The sequence below is a fragment of the Pseudomonas sp. UTLPPB19802 genome (genome assembly GCF_059730225.1).
Genome location: NZ_AP048545.1, coordinates 4,346,015 through 4,366,880, shown reverse-complemented (window position 1 = coordinate 4,366,880; position 20,866 = coordinate 4,346,015). Strand labels below are relative to the sequence as shown.

Annotated in this window: 1 protein-coding gene (only partly in view); it reads left to right on the top strand. The window is 65.9% G+C overall.

All coding sequences use genetic code 11. From position 1 onward, the window contains the following. Positions 1–20,866 carry the 3' portion of a non-ribosomal peptide synthase/polyketide synthase gene (locus AC6I6U_RS19260; RefSeq protein ID WP_497877613.1) on the top strand. The gene continues 10,235 nt to the left of window position 1, outside the view, so the window shows 20,866 of its 31,101 coding nt (coding positions 10,236–31,101); its start codon lies beyond the left edge, outside the window; it ends in the stop codon at positions 20,864–20,866.

Below are 20,866 nucleotides of genomic sequence, written 5' to 3'. Positions count from 1 at the left end.
CACCTCCATGCATTGGGAGGGTTTCGACGAGCCATTGCAGGTGGTCTGGCGCCATGCCGAGCTGAGCGTCGAGACGCGCGTGCTGGATCCCCGCGCCGGCGATATCGGCCAGCAGTTGCAGGCCTGTTTCGACCCGCGCCAGGTGCGCCTGGATATCAGCCGGGCGCCGATGTTGCACCTGGCCCAGGCCTGGGATGAACCGAACCAGCGCTGGCTGGGGCTGCTGCTGTTCCATCACCTGGTCATGGACCACACCGCGATGGACGTGGTGCAGCACGAGATGCAGGCGTTCCTGCTCGGCCAGCAGGCACAACTGGGCGTGGCCGCCCCTTATCGCAACTACGTGGCCCAGGCCCGCCTGGGCGCGAGCCAGGACGAACACGAACGATTCTTCCGCGAGCGCCTTGGCGATATCGACGAGCCGACCCTGCCGTTCGGCCTGCAGGACGTGCAAGGCGATGGCAGCGATATCGAACAGGCCCACCTGGCGCTGGATACTGGCCTGAGCCTGCGCCTGCGCAGCCAGGCCCGGCAGCTCGGGGTCAGTGCGGCAAGCCTGGTGCACCTGGCGTTTGCCCAGGTCCTGGGGCAGGCCAGCGGGCGTGACCGGGTGGTCTTCGGCACGGTGCTGCTGGGCCGGATGCAGGCCGGCGATGGCGCCGACCGCGCCCTGGGTATGTTCATCAATACCTTGCCACTGCGGGTGACCCTGGACGGTCAGAGTGTGCGCCAAGGCGTCAAGACCACCCACGATGAGTTGACCGCCTTGCTCGGGCACGAGCATGCTTCCCTGGCGCTAGCCCAGCGTTGCAGCGGTGTGAGCGCGCCTTTGCCGTTGTTCAGTGCCTTGCTCAACTACCGCCACAGCAGCCTGGACGTGACCGCGCAGGCGCAAGACGCCTGGGACGGCATGCGGGTGCTGGGCGGCGCCGAAGAACGCACCAACTACCCACTGACCCTCAACGTCGACGACCTGGGGGACGGTTTCCACTTCACGGCGTTGGTGGCCTCTGCCATCGGTGCGCAACGCCTCTGCGGTTATTTGCAATGCGCGTTGGAGGGGCTGGTCCAGGCCCTGGAGCAGGCGCCGCAAACCTCCGTGCAGGACATTTCGATCCTGCCGGCCAGCGAGCGCGAGCAATTGCTCGAACACTGGAACCGCAGCGACAAGCCTTATGCCGCCGATGCGCTGATCCACCAGCAATTCGAAGCCCGCGCCACCGAGCGGCCGGATGCCGTGGCGCTGGTGTACCAGGACGAACGCCTGAGCTACGGTGAACTCAACCAGCGCGCCAACCAGGTTGCCCATCGCCTGCTGGCTCAGGGCGTACGCCCGGATGACCGGGTGGCGATCTGCGTCGAACGCGGCCCGGCGATGATCATTGGCCTGCTCGGTATTCTCAAGTCCGGTGCCGGCTACGTACCGCTGGACCCGGCCTATCCCCTCGAGCGCCTGGCCTACACCCTCGGCGACAGTGCGCCAGTGGCCTTGCTCAGCCAGCACGCGGTGCAGGAAGCCTTGCCAGCGGTGCAGGTACCGGTGATCAATCTTGATGATCCGGATCTACGGGACGAGTCCGCCCGCAATCCAGACGTTTCGGTGACGTCCGCGAACCTGGCCTATGTGATCTACACCTCCGGCTCCACCGGCCTTCCCAAGGGCGTGATGGTCGAGCATCGCAACGTCGCGCGGCTGTTCACGGCCACCGAGGATTGGTTCGGCTTCAATGAACAGGACACCTGGGCGCTGTTTCACTCGTTCGCGTTCGACTTCTCGGTCTGGGAAATCTGGGGCGCGCTGCTGCATGGCGGTCGCCTGCTGATCGTGCCGCAACTGATCAGCCGTTCGCCGCAGGACTGCTACGAACTGTTGTGCAGTGCCGGCGTGACGGTACTCAACCAGACGCCGAGCGCGTTCCGCCAGTTGATCGCCGCCCAAGGCGAGCATGGCCGGGCGCACGCCTTGCGCCAGGTGATTTTCGGCGGTGAGGCGCTGGACACGGCGATGCTCAAGCCCTGGTACGGCCGTGAGGTGAATACCGGTACGCAACTGGTGAACATGTACGGCATCACCGAGACCACGGTGCACGTGACCTATTACCCGTTGCAGGCCGAGGACGCCCAGCGCGTGGGCGCCAGCCCGATCGGCAAGCGGATTCCCGATTTGCAGCTGTATGTGCTGGACAGCAGGCGCGAGCCGGTACCGGTAGGCGTAGTCGGCGAGTTGTATGTCGGCGGGGCCGGGGTTGCCCGCGGTTACCTGAACCGTGCCGAACTCAGTGCCGAGCGCTTCATCACCCACCCTTTCAGCGGCGAGCCGAACGCTCGCCTGTACCGCACTGGCGACCTGGGTCGCTGGCAGGCCGATGGCAGCCTGGAATACCTGGGGCGTAACGACGAACAGGTGAAGATTCGCGGATTCCGTATCGAACTGGGTGAAATCGAGGCGCAACTGGCTGTCTGCGAAGGCGTGCGTGACGCCGTGGTGCTGGTGCGCGAGGACGAGCCGGGTGACAAGCGCCTGGTGGCCTATGTCATCGCTGCCGCTGGCGTCGAACTGGACGCCGCGCAATTGCGTGACCAACTGCGCTTGACCTTGGCCGAACACATGTTGCCCAGCGCTTTCGTCAGCCTTGAAGCCTTGCCGCTGACCGCCAACGGCAAGCTCGATCGCAAGGCCCTGCCGGCGCCCGATCGCTCGGCGGTGGCCAGTCGCGGCTACGAAGCGCCCGAAGGCGCTACCGAAATGGCGATTGCCCGTATCTGGCAGGACCTGCTGCAACTGGAGCAGGTCGGTCGCCACGATCACTTCTTCGAACTGGGCGGTCATTCGCTGCTGGCCGTCAAGCTGATCGAGCGTATGCGCCAGATCGACCTCAGTGCCGACGTGCGCGTGCTGTTCGGCCAGCCGACCCTGTCCGCGCTCGCCGCCGCAGTCGGTGGCCGGCAGGCGGTCGAGGTACCGGCTAACCTCATCCCCGAGGGTTGCGAGCGCATCACGCCGGAAATGTTGCCGCTGGTCTCGCTGAGCCAGGAGGACATCGATCGCGTGGTCGCCGGTGTGCCTGGCGGCCTGGCCAATGTGCAGGACATCTACGCCCTGGCACCGTTGCAGGAGGGCATCCTGTACCACCACCTGGCCGCGACCGAGGGCGATCCGTACCTGCAATACGCGATGTTCGGCTTCGACAGCCTCGAACGTCTGCACAGCTTCGCCGCAGCCCTGCAAGGGGTGGTGGCACGACACGATATCCTGCGTACCGCAGTGCTCTGGGAGAGCCTGGACGCACCGGTGCAAGTGGTCTGGCGGGAAGCGCCGCTGGGCCTTGAACGGCTGGAGCTGGACCCGGCGGATGGCGCGATCGTCGAGCAACTGCGCGAGCGCCTGGACCCACGGCATACCCGCCTGGACATCCGCCAGGCGCCGATGATGCGCATCGGCTACGCGCAGGACCCGCTGAACGAGCGCTGGGTCGGCATGCTGCTGTTCCATCATCTGGTGGACGATGCCACGTCGCTGCGTATCCTCTGCGGCGAAATCGAGGCGCACATGCTCGGCGAGCAGGCGCAACTGCCGCCATCCGTGCCTTATCGCAACTATGTGGCCCAGGCCTGGCAAGGCATCAGCCGCGAGGAGCATGAAGCGTTCTTCCGCGACATGCTCGGCGATATCGATGAACCGACCCTGCCGTTCGGCCTGCAGGATGTACAGGGCGATGGCCGCGGCATCGAGGAAGTCCGCCAGGACGTGGATGCCGACCTTGGGCGGCGCCTGCGCCTGCAGGCACGGCAGCTCGGGGTGAGCCCGGCGAGCCTGTACCACCTGGCCTGGGCCCGTGTACTGGGCGTGGTGTCGGGCAAGGACGAGGTAGTGTTCGGCACCGTGTTGCTCGGTCGCCTGCAGGGCGGCGAGGGCGCCGATCGGGCCCTGGGCATGTTCATCAACACCTTGCCGCTGCGCGTCAGCCTGGGCGAGCAGGGCGTGCGCAATGGCCTGAAGGCCACCCATGCCCGACTCAGCGGACTGCTCGCCCATGAACATGCGTCCCTGGTGCTGGCGCAGCGTTGCAGCGGCGTGGCTGCTTCGACGCCGCTGTTCAGTTCGCTGCTCAATTACCGACAGATCGATATCAGCGTCACCGACCAGGCGCTGGCTGCCTGGGAAGGCATCCAGGCGCTGGATGGCGAAGAGCGTACCAACTACCCGCTGACCCTGTCGGTGAACGACCTGGGCGAGGGGTTCAACCTGACGGTCATGGCCGAGGCACAGATTGGTGCCGGTCGGATCTGCGCCTATATGCACTGCGCCCTGGAAAACCTGGTGCAGGCACTGGAGCACAACCCGCAGGCACCGCTGGGCGGGGTGAACATCCTGCCGGCTGGCGAGCGCCAGCAGTTGCTGGAGAACTGGAATACCCCGCATGCCTCCTACGCCGCCGACACGCTGATCCACCGCACCTTCGAGGCCTGGGCGGTGGCGCAGCCGGATGCCGTGGCGCTGCAATACGAAGACAGTACCCTGACCTACGGCGAGCTCAATGCCCGCGCCAACCAGGTGGCCCATCAGTTGCTGGCACTGGGCGTGCGTCCCGATGACCGGGTGGCGATCTGTGTCGAGCGGGGCCTGGAGATGATCGTCGGCCTGCTCGGGATCCTCAAGTCCGGTGCCGGCTACGTGCCGATCGATCCGGCCTATCCGGCCGAGCGCATTGCCTACCAGTTGCAGGACAGCAGTCCGGTGGCGGTATTGGCCGATGCCAGCGGCCTGTCACTGCTGGGCACGTTCGACGGTCCACGCCTGGACCTGCGCAGCCCGGCCCTGCAGGCCCAGCCGAGCAGCAACCCACGGGTCAGCGGGATCAGCCCGCATCACCTGGCCTATGTGATCTACACCTCCGGTTCCACCGGCCTGCCCAAGGGCGTGATGGTCGAGCACCGTAACGTTGCCCGTTTGTTCTCGGCGACCAAGGCCTGGTTCGAATTCAACGAGCAGGATGTCTGGGCGTTGTTCCACTCGTTCGCCTTCGACTTCTCGGTCTGGGAGATCTGGGGCGCGCTGCTGCACGGTGGACGCCTGCTGGTGGTACCACAGTTGGTCAGCCGCTCGCCCGAAGATTGCTACGAACTGCTGTGCAGTGCCGGCGTGACGGTGCTCAACCAGACCCCGAGCGCCTTCCGCCAGTTGCTCAACGCCCAGGGCGAGAGCGATTTGCGGCATTCCTTGCGCCAGGTGATTTTTGGCGGCGAGGCCCTGGAAACCGGCATGCTCAAACCGTGGTACGCCCGCGTGGCCAACGCCGGCACCCAGTTGGTGAACATGTACGGCATCACTGAAACCACTGTGCACGTGACCTACTGTCCATTGGCGGCGGCCGATGCGCAGCGCTCGGGCGTGAGCCCCATCGGCGTGCGGATCCCCGATTTGCAGCTGTATGTGCTGGACAGCCGGCGCGAGCCGGTACCGGTAGGCGTGGTCGGCGAGCTGTATGTCGGTGGCGCCGGGGTTGCACGGGGCTACCTGAACCGTGAGGAACTGACCACCGAGCGTTTCCTGCCCAACCCGTTCAGCAAGGAGCCCCAGGCACGCCTGTACAAGACCGGAGACCTGGGACGCTGGATGGCCGATGGCAGCCTGGATTACCTGGGGCGTAACGACGACCAGGTGAAAATTCGCGGTTTCCGCATCGAACTGGGCGAGATCGAAGCGGCCCTGGGCGCCTGCCAAGGCGTCCGCGAGGCGGTGGTCCTGGCTCGCGAAGACGAGCCGGGCGACAAGCGCCTGGTGGCCTATGTGATCGCCGCCGCCGACCACGAGGTGGTGGCTGCCGAGTTGCGGGCGCAACTGTTGCTGTCGCTGGCTGAATACATGGTGCCCAGTGCCTTCGTGAGCCTGGACAGCTTCCCGCTGACCACCAATGGCAAGCTCAACCGCAAGGCGCTGCCGGCACCGGATGCGCAAGCCCTGGTGCGGCGTGACTACGAGGCCCCCGAAGGAGCCGTGGAAAACGCCATCGCGCAGATCTGGCAGGCGCTGCTGCAATTGCCGCAGGTCGGGCGGCATGACCACTTCTTCGAGCTGGGTGGGCATTCGCTGCTGGCGGTGAAACTGATCGAGCGCATGCGCCAGGTCGGCCTGGCCGCAGATGTACGCGTATTGTTCAGCCAGCCGACGCTGGCAGCCCTGGCTGCGGCGGTCGGCGGGCAGCAGGAGGTTTGTGTACCGGACAACCTGATCGTGCCGGGCTGCGAGCGCATCACGCCAGACATGCTGCCCCTGGTCGATCTCGACCAGGCCGCCATCGACCGCATCGTCGCGGGCGTGCCCGGCGGCGTGGCCAACGTGCAGGACATCTACGCCCTGGCGCCGTTGCAGGAGGGGATTCTCTATCACCACCTGGCAGCCAACGCCGGTGACCCCTATGTCCTGCAAGTGCAGTTCGCCTTCGACGATCGCCAGCGCCTGGCCGCGTTTGCCGAGGCCCTGCAGAGTGTGGTGGAGCGCCACGACATCTTGCGCACCAGCGTCGCCTGGGAGGGCCTGGACCAGCCGGTACAAGTGGTCTGGCGTGACGCTCGACTGAGCCTGGAGGAGGTCGCGGTCGACCCGGCGGCTGGTGATGTGCTGGCCCAGTTGCACGAGCGTTTCGATCCGCGTCACTACCGCCTGGATATCGGCCAGGCGCCACTGATGCATATCGCCTATGCCCAGGACCCGCTCAACCGGAGGATCAGCGCGATGCTGCTGTTCCATCACCTGGCCCTGGACCACACGGCCCTGGAGGTGGTGATCGAAGAAATGCAGGCCAGCCTGCAAGGTCTCGGCGGACAATTGCCAGCGCCGGTGCCTTATCGCAACCATGTCGCCCAGGCACGCCTGGGGACCAGCCAAGAGGAGCATGAGGCGTTCTTCCGCGAGATGCTCGGCGATATCGACGAGCCGACGCTGCCTTATGGCATCCAGGACGTGCAGGGTGACGGCAGTGCCGTCAGCGAAGTGCAACAGGTTCTCGACAACGGCTTGAGCCAGCGCCTGCGTGGCGTCGCCCGGCAACTGGGCGTCAGTGCCGCAAGCCTAATGCACCTGGCGTGGGCCCAGGTGATGGGTCGCGTCTCGGGGCGTGAGGAAGTGGTGTTCGGCACCGTGCTGATGGGCCGGATGCAGGGCGGCAAGGGCAGCGACCGCGCCCTGGGGATGTTCATCAATACCTTGCCGCTGCGCCTGAGCGTCGGTGGCATCAGCGCCCTGGCCGGGGTCAAGGCCACCCACGGGCGGTTGTCGACCCTGCTCGGTCACGAACATGCGTCACTGTCCCTGGCCCAGCGGTGCAGCGGCGTACCGGGTTCGCTGCCGCTGTTCAGCTCGCTGCTGAACTACCGCCATAGCACCGGTGGCGCGGTTTCGCCCGAGGCGCTGTCAGCCTGGCAGGGCATGCAGACCCTGAGCATGGAAGAGCGTACCAACTATCCGTTGTGCCTGAACGTCGATGACCTGGGCGATGGTTTCGTACTCACCGTCCAGGCGGTGGAGCGGATCGATGCGCGACGGATTGGCGGTTATATGCAGGCGGCCCTGGAACAACTGGTCCGGGCCCTGGAGCAGGCGCCGGCCACGGCGCTCAATCGCCTGCCGATCCTGCCTGCCGATGAGCGTGAGCAGTTGCTGGTGGGTTTCAACGACACGGCGCTGGAGTATCCGCAGGCGCAGACCATTCATGGGTTGTTCGAGGCGCAGGTCGAGAGTACGCCGGATGCACTGGCGGTGGTGCATGGCGAGCTGTGCCTGAGCTACAGCGAGCTTAACGAGCAGGCCAACCGTTTGGCCCATGCCTTGCGCAAGCAGGGTGTGCAGCCTGATTCGCGGGTAGGCATCTGCGTCGAGCGCGGGGCCGAGATGGTCGTCGGACTGCTGGCGATTCTCAAGGCTGGCGGCGCCTATGTGCCGTTGGACCCGGCTTATCCAGCAGAACGAATTGCCTACATGCTGCAAGACAGTGCCCCGGCAGTGGTGCTGGCCCAGACCGCTACCCAGGACTTGCTAGCCGGCGTTTCGGTACCGTTGATCAATCTCGATCAGTGCACCTGGCAGGACGAGTCCGTCCAGAATCCGCAGGTGCCGGGCCTCACCTCGTCACACTTGGCCTACCTGATTTACACCTCGGGTTCGACCGGATTGCCGAAAGGCGTGATGATCGAACACCGCAACACGGTGAATTTCCTGACCTGGGCCCATGCGGCTTTCGACAACTTGTCGAGCCACACAAATCCTGTGGGAGCCGGCTCGCTGTCGAAAGCGGCCGATCAGGCGGCACACGACTCACTGGCCTCATCGCCAGCAAGCCGGCTTCCACAACAAGGGTCGGCGTTGAGCAAAACCTTGTTCTCGACCTCGCTGAACTTCGATCTGGCCGTTTATGAGTGCTTCGCGCCACTGACCTCGGGTGGCAGCATCGAGGTGGTGAAAAACGTCCTGGAGCTGCAACACGGCCAGCACGATATCGGCCTGATCAACACCGTGCCGTCAGCCTTGAAAGCCCTGCTGGAAGTCGACGGCCTGCCGAAATCGGTACACACGGTCAACGTCGCCGGTGAAGCCCTCAAGCGCAGCCTGGTGGAGTCGCTGTTCGAAAAAACTACCGTCCAACGCCTGTGCAACCTCTACGGTCCCTCGGAAACCACCACCTATTCAAGCTGGGTGGCGATGGACCGCGGGGACGGCTTTGCCCCGCACATCGGCAAACCCGTCGGCAACACCCAGTTTTACCTGCTGGACGAGCAACAGCAGCCTGTCCCGTTGGGTGTGCCGGGTGAAATCTACATCGGCGGTGCCGGCGTAGCCCGAGGCTATTTGAACCGCGACGACCTGACATCCGAGCGTTTCCTCCAGGACCCGTTCAGCCAGGATCAAACCGCCCGCATGTACCGCACCGGCGACTTGGGCCGCTACCTGCCGGACGGCAACATTGAGTACCTGGGCCGTAACGACGACCAGGTGAAGATCCGCGGTTTCCGTATCGAACTGGGCGAGATCGACGCGCGCCTGGCAAAACACCCGGCAATCCACGAAACGGTGGTCACCGCTCGCGAGGACGTGCCGGGCGACAAGCGCCTGGTGGCCTATTACACCCTAGCCGAGGGGCATACCTCGGTCGAAATCGACAACCTGCGCCGTCATCTCCAGGAAAAACTGCCGGAATACATGATCCCGGCCCTCTACGTCGCGCTGGAAAAACTGCCGCTGACCCCGAACGGCAAGCTGGACCGCAAGGCCTTGCCGGCACCGGATCTCGATGCGGTGGCGAGCCGGGGCTACGTGGCTCCCGAAGGGGAAATCGAAATTGCCCTGGCCCATATCTGGCAGGAGCTGCTCGGCCTGTCCCAGGTCGGTCGGCATGATCAGTTCTTCGAGCTGGGTGGGCATTCGTTGCTGGCCATGCGCCTGATTTCGCAGATCCGCCAGCAACTGGGGGTTGAACTGGGCCTGGCCGAGCTGTTTGCCCAGGCCGAACTGGCCGACCTGGCCCAGGTGGTCGCCCAGGCTGGACGCAGCACCCTGCCGGACATCGTGCCGGTGGCTCGCGACCAGGCCTGGCCATTGTCCTTCGCCCAGCAGCGCTTGTGGTTCCTGGCCCAGATGGAGGGCGCCAGTGCCGCCTACCATATGCCCGGTGGCCTCAGCCTGCGCGGCGCACTTGACCGTGCGGCCTTGCAACGGGCCCTGGAGCGCATCGTCGCGCGTCATGAAGGCTTGCGCACCACCTTCATCCGTGGCGACGACGAGCAGCCGTTGCAGCGGATCACCCCGGCGGACGCCGGCTTCAGCCTGCAACTGCACGACCTGCAGGGATTGGCTGAGGTCGAGACGAAACTCGAGGCGCTGGCCCGCGAGGAAGCCCAGCAAGCCTTCGACCTGGAGCAGGGGCCGTTGATTCGTGGCCGCCTGATCCGCCTGGCCGAGGACCATCATGTCCTGCTGGTGACCCTGCACCATATCGTCTCCGACGGCTGGTCGATCAGCGTCCTGATCCGTGAACTGGCCGCGCTGTACGCCGCGTTCAGCCAGGATCTGGATGATCCGCTGCCCCCCTTGCCGCTGCACTACCTCGACTATGCGGTGTGGCAGCGTCGCTGGCTCAGCGGCGAACGGCTGCAACAGCAAAGCCGGTACTGGCAACAGGCCCTGGCGGAGGCTCCGGCGCTGTTGATGCTGCCCACCGACCGGGTCCGTCCGGCACAGCAGGACTACGCCGGTGCAGCGTTGCCAGTGGTGATCGACGAGCAACTGACCCGCGGCCTCAAGGCCCTGGGTCAGCGGCACGGGACCACCCTGTACATGACCGTGATGGCCGCCTGGGCCGCGCTGCTGGGCCGCCTGGCCGGGCAGGAGGAAGTGGTCATCGGCTCGCCGGTGGCCAACCGTACGCGCAGTGAGGTCGAAGGACTGATCGGTCTGTTCGTCAACACCCTGGCGATTCGCGTCGATCTCGGTGCACAACCGACCACCCAGGCCTTGCTGGCCCAGGTCAAGGCCACCACCCTCGGTGCCCAGGCGCATCAGGACCTGCCGTTCGAGCAGGTGGTCGAGTTGGTCAAGCCGGTGCGCAGCCTGTCCCATAGCCCGATCTTCCAGGCGATGCTGACCTGGCAGGACATGGACGGCGGCGAACCGATCCTCGGCGACCTGCGTCTCGAAGGCCTGGACACCGGGCATACCCTGGCCAAGTTCGATCTTTCGCTGGACCTGGGCGAAGTCCAGGGGCGCCTGCTCGGCTCGCTGGAATATGCCACCGCGCTGTTCGATGAAAGCACCATGCAGCGTTACCTGGGTTACTTCCAGCGCCTGCTGGAAGCCATGGTCGCCGACGACCGGCAGGTACTGGAGCGGGTGCCGCTGCTCGATGCCGTTGAGCGCGAGCAGTTGTTGCAGGGCCTCAATGCCACCGAAGTGCCGTATCCCCGGCACAGCACCATTCACCAGTTGTTCGAGGAAAAGGTGCAGGTACAGCCGGAGGCCATCGCGGTGGCCTTCCAGGAACGCCGCCTGAGCTATGCCGAGTTGAACCGCCAGGCCAACCGCCTGGCCCATCGACTGATCGGCCTGGGCATCGGCCCGGACGACCGGGTGGCGATCTGCATCGAACGCGGCGTGGAAATGCTGATCGGCCTGCTCGGCGTGCTCAAGGCCGGTGCGGCCTATGTCCCGCTGGACCCGGCCTATCCGGCCGAACGCCTGGCCTACATGATCGAGGACAGTACACCGTCGGCCCTGTTGACCCAGCGTGTCCTGCAGGATCGCCTGCCGGCCCTTGATCTGCCGCTGTTGCTGCTCGACGACGACCAGGGCTTCAGCGAGCGTGACGACAACCCGCTGGTCGCCGGCCTCGGCGCGCGCAACCTGGCCTATGTGATCTACACCTCCGGCTCCACCGGCAATCCGAAGGGGGTGATGATCGAACACCGTGGGCTGGTCAACTACAGCCTCGATGCCGCGCGTCTGTTCGGCCTGACGCCTGCGGACACCGTGCTGCAACAGAACACCTTGAACTTCGACCTGTCGGTGGAGGAGATCTTCCCGGCGCTGTTGGCCGGCGCCACCCTCGCGCCGAGCCGGGAGATCTTCGGCAGCGAAGGCACCCAGGACTACGGCATTCGCCCGACCTTCCTGCACATGACCGCCGCCCACTGGCACACCCTGGCCGCCGAATGGCACAGCCAGCCGCAGTTGGCCGCACGGCGCCTGGCCGATGTGCGGCTGATCAACGTCACCGGCGATGCGCTGTCGGCGCAGAAGCTCAAGCTCTGGGATGAAGTCCGTCCGGCCCATACCCGGTTGGTCAACACCTATGGCCCGACCGAGGCGACGGTGTCCTGCACCGCGGCCTACGTTCAGCACGATGCCGAGGTCGGCAGCGAGGGTAGCGGTAACGCCACCATCGGCAAGCCGATGGCCAATACCCGAATCTACCTGCTCGATGCCCATCAGCAGCCAGTGCCGCATGGCGTGGCCGGGGAGATTTTCATCGGTGGCGATGGCGTGGCGCGCGGCTACCTGAACCTTGAACAGGTCAACGCCGAGCGTTTCCTGGTCGACCCGTTCAGCAGCGACCCTGATGCCCGCCTGTACAAGACCGGCGACCTGGCCCGCTACCTGGCCGACGGCCGTATCGAGTACCTGGGCCGGAACGACTTCCAGGTCAAGGTCCGGGGGTTCCGCATCGAACTTGGCGAAATCGAGTCGCGCCTGGGCAACTGTGCCGGGGTCAAGGAAGCGGTGGTGATCGCCCGGGAAGACCGGCCGGGGGACAAGCGCCTGGTGGCCTATGTCGTCGCGCAACCCCAGGCCGGCCTCGATGCTGCCGCCCTGCGTGCCGAACTGGCGCCGCAACTGGCCGAGTACATGCTGCCGAGCGCTTTCGTGCTGCTCGATGCCTTGCCGCTGACGCCCAACCGCAAGCTTGACCGCAAGGCCTTGCCGGCCCCGGCGGAAGACGCCTTTGTCAGCCGGGAACATGTCGCCCCGCAAGGGACTGTCGAAACAGCCCTGGCGCAGATCTGGCAGGACCTGCTCAACCTGGAGCAGGTGGGGCGTCACGACCACTTCTTCGAACTGGGCGGTCACTCGTTGCTGGCCATGCGCCTGATTTCCCAGGTACGCCGCCGCTTGGGTGTCGAGCTGAACCTGGCCGACATCTTCGCCCAGCCGGACCTGGCAGCACTGGCCCTGGTGCTGGCGCAGGCCGCCGGCAGCAGCCAGCCGCCAATCGTTCCAGTGGCCCGCGACCAGGCCTTGCCGTTGTCGTTTGCCCAGCAGCGCTTGTGGTTCCTCGCGCAACTGGATGGCGACAGCGCGGCGTATCACATTCCGGCAGGCCTGCGTTTGCGGGGCAGCCTGGATCGACTGGCGCTCAAGCGCGCGCTGGATCGCATCGTCGCCCGCCACGAAGCGTTACGCACCACCTTCGTCCAGTTGCCGGGGCAAGAGCCAGAGCAACGCATCGCCCCGGCCGATAGCGGTTTCAGCCTGCAATGGCAGGTGCTGGCCGGACAGGTGGAAGCGGAAGACGAGCTGCTGCGCATTGCCACTGAAGAAGCCCGGGAACGTTTCGACCTGCTGAACGGCCCGCTGGTCCGCGGGCGACTGGTCCGCATGGCGGACGACGATCATGTGCTGTTGGTGACCATGCACCATATCGTGTCCGACGGCTGGTCCGCCGGGGTGCTGACCCGTGAACTGGGCGCGCTCTACGAGGCCTTCCGCCAAGGTGCGGAGGATCCGCTGCCGGCCTTGCCGGTGCAATACGCCGACTATGCGCTGTGGCAACGCCGCTGGCTGGACGGCGAAGTCCTGCAACGGCAGGGCCAGTACTGGCAGCAGGCCCTGGCCGGTGCGCCGGTCCTGCTGGCGTTGCCGAGCGACCGGCCACGTCCGGCGCGGCAGGACTACAGCGGGCATATGCTGGGCCTGGCCCTCGATGCCGAGTTGACCCGTGACCTCAAGGCACTGAGCCAGCGCCAGGGCACCACGCTGTTCATGACGGTGATGGCCGCCTGGGCCGCAGTCCTCGGTCGCCTGTCCGGCCAGGATGACGTAGTGATCGGTACGCCGGCGGCCAACCGTCTGTGCGCCGAGGTGGAGGACCTGATCGGGTTCTTCGTCAATACCCTGGCGATCCGTGTCGACCTCTCGGCCGCACCGAGCGTCGAAACCCTGTTGCAACAGGTCAAGCAGCAGACCCTGGCCGCCCAGGCGAACCAGGACCTGCCATTCGAGCAGGTGGTGGAGGTGGTCCGGCCGCAACGCAGCCTGGCCCATAGCCCGATTTTCCAGGCGATGCTGTCATGGCAGAACACCGAGGATGTCGGCCTGGAGCTGGGCGACATGGCCCTGCAAGGCGTCGGGGTGACCAGCAGCACGGCCAAGTTCGACGTGTTGCTGGACATGACCGAAGTTGGCGACCGCCTGTTCGGTACCCTGGAGTACGCCACCGCGTTGTTCGACGAAGCGAGCATGCAGCGCTGCCTGGGTTACCTGGAAGCGATGCTGCGGGGGATGGCCGCCGATGAGCGGGCGCGGGTCGACGAGATTGCCTTGCTCGACGAGGAGCAGGCTCGGCAGCTGCTGGAAGAGTTCAACGCCACGGCGGTTGACTATCCACGGGACCTGACCCTGCACGCGCTGTTCGAGGCGCAGGTTGCCGAGTGTGGCGACACGGTCGCGGTGGTGGACGAGCAGGGCAGCCTGAGCTACGACGCGCTCAATCGCCAGGCCAACCGTATCGCCCACCGCCTGATTGGTCTGGGCATCGGCCCGGACGACCGGGTGGCGATCTGCCTCGAGCGTAGCCAGGCGATGGTCGCGGGGCTGCTGGGGATTCTCAAGGCTGGTGCCGCCTATGTGCCGCTGGATCCGGATTACCCGGCCGACCGCCTCACCTACATGCTCGGCAACTGCGCCCCGGCGGTGGTCCTCACCCAGCAGTCGCTGCGTGCGGTGCTGCCGCCAAGCGACGTCCCGGTGTTGCTGCTCGATGCCGGCCAGGCCGAGACCGAAGGCTTCCTCGCCCAGCCGGAACACAACCCGCTGCGCGCCGAGGTGCGTCCCGAACACCTGGCCTACGTCATCTACACCTCCGGTTCGACCGGTCAGCCCAAGGGCGTGATGAACGAACACCGCGGGGTGGTCAACCGCCTGCTGTGGATGCAGGACGAGTACGGGCTGGATACCTCGGACCGGGTGCTGCAGAAGACCCCGTTCAGCTTCGACGTGTCGGTCTGGGAGTTCTTCTGGCCTTTGTTCAACGGTGCGCGGCTGGTGATGGCGCGGCCTGGTGGTCATCGCGACCCGGCCTACCTGCGCGAAGTGATTCGCGGGCAGGGCATCACCACCTTGCACTTCGTACCGTCGATGCTCGACTTGTTCCTGGCGCATGGCGAAATGGAGCAGAGCCGGCTGTCGAGGGTGATGTGCAGTGGCGAGGCGCTACCGGGCCATCTGGTCCGACGCTTCAAGCAGCAACTGCCGGAAGTCGGCCTGTTCAACCTCTATGGTCCGACCGAGGCGGCAGTGGACGTGACAGCCTGGGATTGTGCCGGGCCGCTGGAACAGACCCCGGACAACACGCCGATCGGCAAGCCGGTGGCCAATACCCGGATCTACCTGCTGGACGCCCATCGCCAGCCGGTGCCGCAAGGTGTGGCAGGGGAGCTGTACATCGGCGGCGTGCAGGTGGCGCGTGGCTATCTGAACCGTCCTGAATTGAGCGCTGAGCGTTTCCTCGACGATCCATTCACCGGCGGGCGCCTGTATCGCACCGGCGACCTCGGTCGCTACCTGCCGGACGGCACCATCGAATACCTGGGGCGTAACGACGACCAGGTGAAAATTCGCGGCTTCCGTATCGAACTGGGGGAAATCGAGGCACGCCTGGCGGCTTGCCCTGGGGTCAAGGAAAGCGTGGTGCTGGCCCGCGAAGACAATGTCGGCGAGAGACGCCTGGTGGCCTATGTCACGGCGCAACAGGCGCAAACCGTGCTGGCGATCGAAAACCTGCGCGCTCATCTGCAAGGAGGACTGCCGGAATACATGGTACCGGCGGCCTATGTGCAACTGGACGCACTGCCACTGACGCCCAATGGCAAGCTGGATCGCAAGGCCCTGCCGGTCCCGGATGCCGCGGCCTTGATCAGCCGTGAATACGAAGCACCCCAAGGGGAAACCGAACGCCTGCTGGCGCAACTCTGGAGCGAGTTGCTCAAGGTCGAGCGAGTCGGTCGGCACGACAACTTCTTCGAGCTGGGCGGGCATTCATTGCTGGCGGTGACGCTGATCGAACGGATGCGCCAGGCCGGCCTGGGGGCGGATGTGCGGGTGCTGTTCGGCCAGCCGAGCTTGTCGGCGCTGGCGGCGGCGGTGGGGGGTAATACCGAAATCGCCGTACCGGCCAACCTGATCGCGGCGGATTGCCAGCAGATCACTCCAGATCTGTTGCCATTGGTCCAACTGACCCAGGCGCAGATCGACCGAGTGATGGCGAGCGTACCGGGTGGCGCAGCGAACGTGCAGGATATCTACCCGCTGGCCCCCCTGCAGGAGGGGATTCTCTATCACCACCTGGCGGCGGAGCAGGGCGATCTGTATCTGCAGCAGGCGTTGTTCCATCTGCGCGACCGCGAGCGCCTGTCGGCCTTTGTCGAGGCCCTGCAGGGCGTGATCGCTCGCCACGACATCCTGCGTACCGCCGTGCTGTGGGAGGGCCTGGAGCAGCCATTGCAGGTGGTGCTGCGCCAGGCGCCGATGGTGCTGGAGGAGTTGGACCTGGCGGCCGGGGACGGCGCTATCGCCGACCAGTTGCGTGGGCATTTCGACCCGCAGCACTACCGGCTCGATGTGCGCCAGGCGCCCTTGCTGCGCCTGGCCTGTGCCTATGATGCCGGCCAGCAGCGCTGGGTCGCGGTGCTGCTGTTCCATCACCTGGCCCTCGACCACACGGCCCTGGAAGTGGTGCAGCACGAGATGCAGGCCTATCTGCTGGGGCAACAGGCGCAACTGGGCGCGCCAGTGCCGTTCCGCAACTACGTGGCCCAGGCGCGCCTGGGTGTCAGCCAGGCTGCCCACGAAGCGTTCTTCCGCGAGATGCTCGGCGACGTCGACGAGCCGACCCTGCCGTTCGGCCTGCAGGACGTCCAGGTCGATGGCGGCGCCATCGAACAGGCGCGCCAGGTGGTCGATCCGGCCCTGAGCCGACGGCTGCGCCAATGTGCGCGCCAGCTTGGCGTCAGTGCCGCCAGCCTGCATCACCTGGCCTGGGCCCGGGTGGTCGGTGGGCTGAGCGGCCGCGAGGACGTGGTGTTCGGTACCGTGCTGATGGGCCGGATGCAAGGGGGCGAGGGTGCGGATCGTGCGCTGGGGATGTTCATCAACACCTTGCCGTTGCGCATCGAAGTCGGTGCGCTGGATGCCTCGGCGGGCGTCCGGGCGACCCACGCCCGCTTGACGGCGCTGCTTGGTCACGAACACGCGTCCCTGGCGCTGGCCCAGCGTTGCAGCAACGTGGCCGTGCCGACGCCGCTGTTCAATGCATTGCTCAATTATCGACACAGCGCCATGCAGATCGACAGTCAAGCGCTGTCGGCCTGGAACGGGATCGAGGGGCTGGGTGGTGAAGAATGGAGCAACTACCCGCTGACATTGTCGGTGGATGACCTGGGCGAGGATTTCGTCCTGAGCGTCGCGGCCCTGGAGGGCATCGGCGCACAACGGGTCTGCGACTACATGCACACGGCCCTGATCAACCTGGCTGCCGCTCTGGAGCAGACGCCCCTGGCGCCATTGTCCGGGCTGTCGATCCTGCCCGCCGCCGAGCGCGAGCAATTGCTGGTTGGGTTCAATGCCAGCAGTCGCGACTATCCACGGACGCAGACCGTGCATGGCCTGTTCGAAGCCCAGGTGCGGGCGCGTCCCGAGGCCTGTGCGGCAATTCATGACGGCGTTGCACTGACCTACGCTGAACTCAACGCCCGGGCCAATCGCCTGGCCCGCCATCTGCGCGGCCTTGGCGTGCAGCCGGGGGACAGCGTGGCGATCCTGCTGGAGCGCAGCCATGACCTTCTGGTCAGCCAATTGGCGGCACTCAAGTGCGCGGCGGTCTATGTACCGCTGGATATCAACGCACCGGTCGAGCGCCAAGGCTTCATGATCGAGGACAGCCAGGCCCAGGTGCTGCTGACCCATGCCCAGGCGTCGCTGGTCACGGTCGTACCGCGTGTGGAACTGGACCGCCTGGACCTGTCTCGTCTCGATCCGGACGATCTGGGGATTACCCATTCCAGCGAAAGCGTGGCGTACATCATGTACACCTCTGGCTCCACCGGCACGCCGAAAGGCGTGTTGGTACCGCATCGGGCCATCAGCCGGTTGGTGCTCAACAACGGCTACGCCGATTTCAATGCTCAGGACCGCGTGGCCTTTGCCTCCAACCCGGCGTTCGACGCCAGTACCCTGGATGTCTGGGCTCCGCTGCTCAATGGCGGCTGTGTGGTGGTGATCGGGCAGGACGACCTGCTGTCGCCGATGAACTTCCAGCGCTTGTTGCTGGAGCAGTCGGTAACGGTGCTGTGGATGACCGCCGGGTTGTTCCATCAGTATGCGGCTGGCCTGGGCGAAGCCTTCTCGCGCCTGCGCTACCTGATCGTCGGCGGCGATGTGCTGGACCCGGCAGTGATTGCCCGGGTGCTGGCCAACAGCGCTCCCGAGCATCTGCTCAACGGCTACGGCCCGACCGAAGCCACGACCTTCTCGGCAACCTACGAGATCACTGCCGTCGGCGCTGGCGGTATTCCGATTGGCCGGCCAGTGGGCAATACCCGCCTGTACGTGCTCGATGGCCAGGGCCAACCCGCGCCGTTGGGCGTGGCCGGCGAGCTGTATATCGGCGGTGAGGGCGTAGCCTTGGGGTACCTCAACCGGGAAGACCTGAGTCGGGAGAAATTCGTTGCCGACCCGTTCGACAGCGCGCCGAACGCTCGGATGTACCGCACCGGCGACCTGGTTCGCTGGCGTGCCGACGGCAACCTGGACTACCTGGGCCGCAATGACGCCCAGGTGAAAATCCGTGGTTTCCGGGTCGAACTGGGCGAAATCGAGGCGCGGCTGGCCGAGCATCCCGAGGTGCGGGAGGCGGTGGTGCTGTGTCGCGAAGATGCTGCGGGCGACAAGCGCCTGGTGGCCTACTTCACCGCCCAGCAGCCGGAGCCCGTGCTGGAAATCGAACAGCTGCGCGACCATCTGCAAGGCGGCTTGCCGGAGTACATGGTGCCGGCCGCCTATGTGCAGCTCGACGGGTTGCCTTTGACGGCCAACGGCAAGCTGGACCGCAAGGCGCTGCCGGCACCGGATGCGCAAGCGCTGGTCAGTCGTGGCTACGAAGCGCCGCAAGGCGAGATCGAAACCCGCCTGGCGGCGCTCTGGGCTGATCTGCTCAGGGTCGAGCGGGTCGGTCGGCATGACCACTTCTTCGAATTGGGCGGCCATTCGCTGCTGGCGGTGCGGCTGGTCGGCGAGCTGTCCGCCGTCGGCTTGTCGCTGTCGTTGGCCGAGCTGTTCCAGCACGCGACGGTAGCGCAATTGGCTGCCTTGCTGGGCAACCGTACGGGCGAAGCCGATTCCGCTGGCGATGAGCAACTGGTGCCGGTACGCACCACGGGCAGCCAGCGGCCGTTGTTCCTGGTTCATGAGTTCACCGGCCTGGACCTGTATTTCCCGACACTGGGCCAGCATATCGACAGTGATGTTCCGGTCTACGGCCTGCCTGGCATTCGCCTTGGCCAGCCGCAGTTGCACACCATGGAATGCCTGGCCAGCCGTCTGCTGAAGCTGATGCGCAGTGTCCAGCCGCAAGGACCTTACCGTCTGGCCGGCTGGTCGTTCGGCGGCTTGCTGGCCTACGAGATTGCCACCCAGTTGCTGGGCCTGGACGAGGAGGTGGAGTTCGTCGGCCTGATCGATACCTATATGCCGCGCCTGGTGGATCAGGGCCGGGAACGTTGGAACCCGCAGAGCGCGCATCGCCAGCATCTGCTGGAACGCTGTGAGTCGTTCTGGAATGCCCAGGGGGCGAGCGTGGAAACGCTGGCCACATTGGAGGCGGTGCGTTCCAGGCTGCAAGACTTCGATTTCGAAGGGCTCTTGCAGCATTGCCGCGAACAGGGCGTGTTGCCGGCGGAACTCGATGCGCTTGAGGCCGACTATCTGTGGCAGTACCTGGATCGCGAGGTGGCCCACGGCCATGCCCAGGCCCACTACATCGTGTTCCCCACCAGCGTTCCGGTGCACCTGTTCACCGCCACCGATTTGGCTCGCGACGCGGTGCCCCACAGCGGCTACCTGGGCTGGGACGACGTGCTGCCGGGCAGCCAGTTACACAGCATCAAGGTGGCGGGCGATCACCAGAGCCTGATGCAAGCACCGCATATCGAAGGCCTGGGACGGGCGATCGGCACGGCGCTGGCCAGCCTGGCCGGGCGCTCGGCGCCTGCCCGCGTCGCGCACCAGCCGCTGCTGACGATCCAGGGCGGACGGAGCGATCACACACCGGTGTTCTGCGTGCCGGGGGCCGGTGACAGCGTGACGGGCTTTATCGGCCTGACCGATGCGTTCGGTACGCACTGGCCGATCCATGGCCTGCAACCGCGCGGGCTGGATGGCCGCACGGTGCCGTACGGTTCGGTGGAAATCGCCGCCGAGGCCTACCTGCAAGCGCTCGACAGCGTACAACCGGAAGGGCCGGTGCACCTGCTCGGTCACTCCTTCGGTGGCTGGGTGGTGTTCGAGATGGCCCTGCGTCTGGCAGCGCGGGGGCGCGAAGTCGCCTCACTGACCCTGATCGACAGCGAATCGCCAGGCGGCAACGGCGTGGTGGGCAAGCCCTATACGGCGATGGGCGTCCTGGATCGCCTGATCGAGACCATGCAACTGGCCGCGGGCAAGTCGATGGCGATCGATCGGGTCGCCTTCGAAGCGCAAGGCGATAACGGTCAATTGCAACTGTTGCATGGCGGAATGGTGCATGCCGGGCTGCTGCCGCAACGCTCGGCGCCCGACTCGATGCGTGGCCCGGTACGGGCCTTCGGTACCGCCTTGCGCACCCGCTACGAGCCATCGTCGATCTATACCGGCCCGGTACGGCTGGTGCTGGCCGATGATCCGGTGCTGGACGCGGCGGGCAACCAGCGCGAGCAGCAGGCCATGGTCGGCGGCTGGCGCCGCTGTGCCCCGGACCTCACCGTCTGGCGTGGGCCAGGCAACCATTTCACCATCCTCAAGGCGCCACATGTGCAGCATCTGGCGAGCTGGTGGCGAAGTTCCCATTGA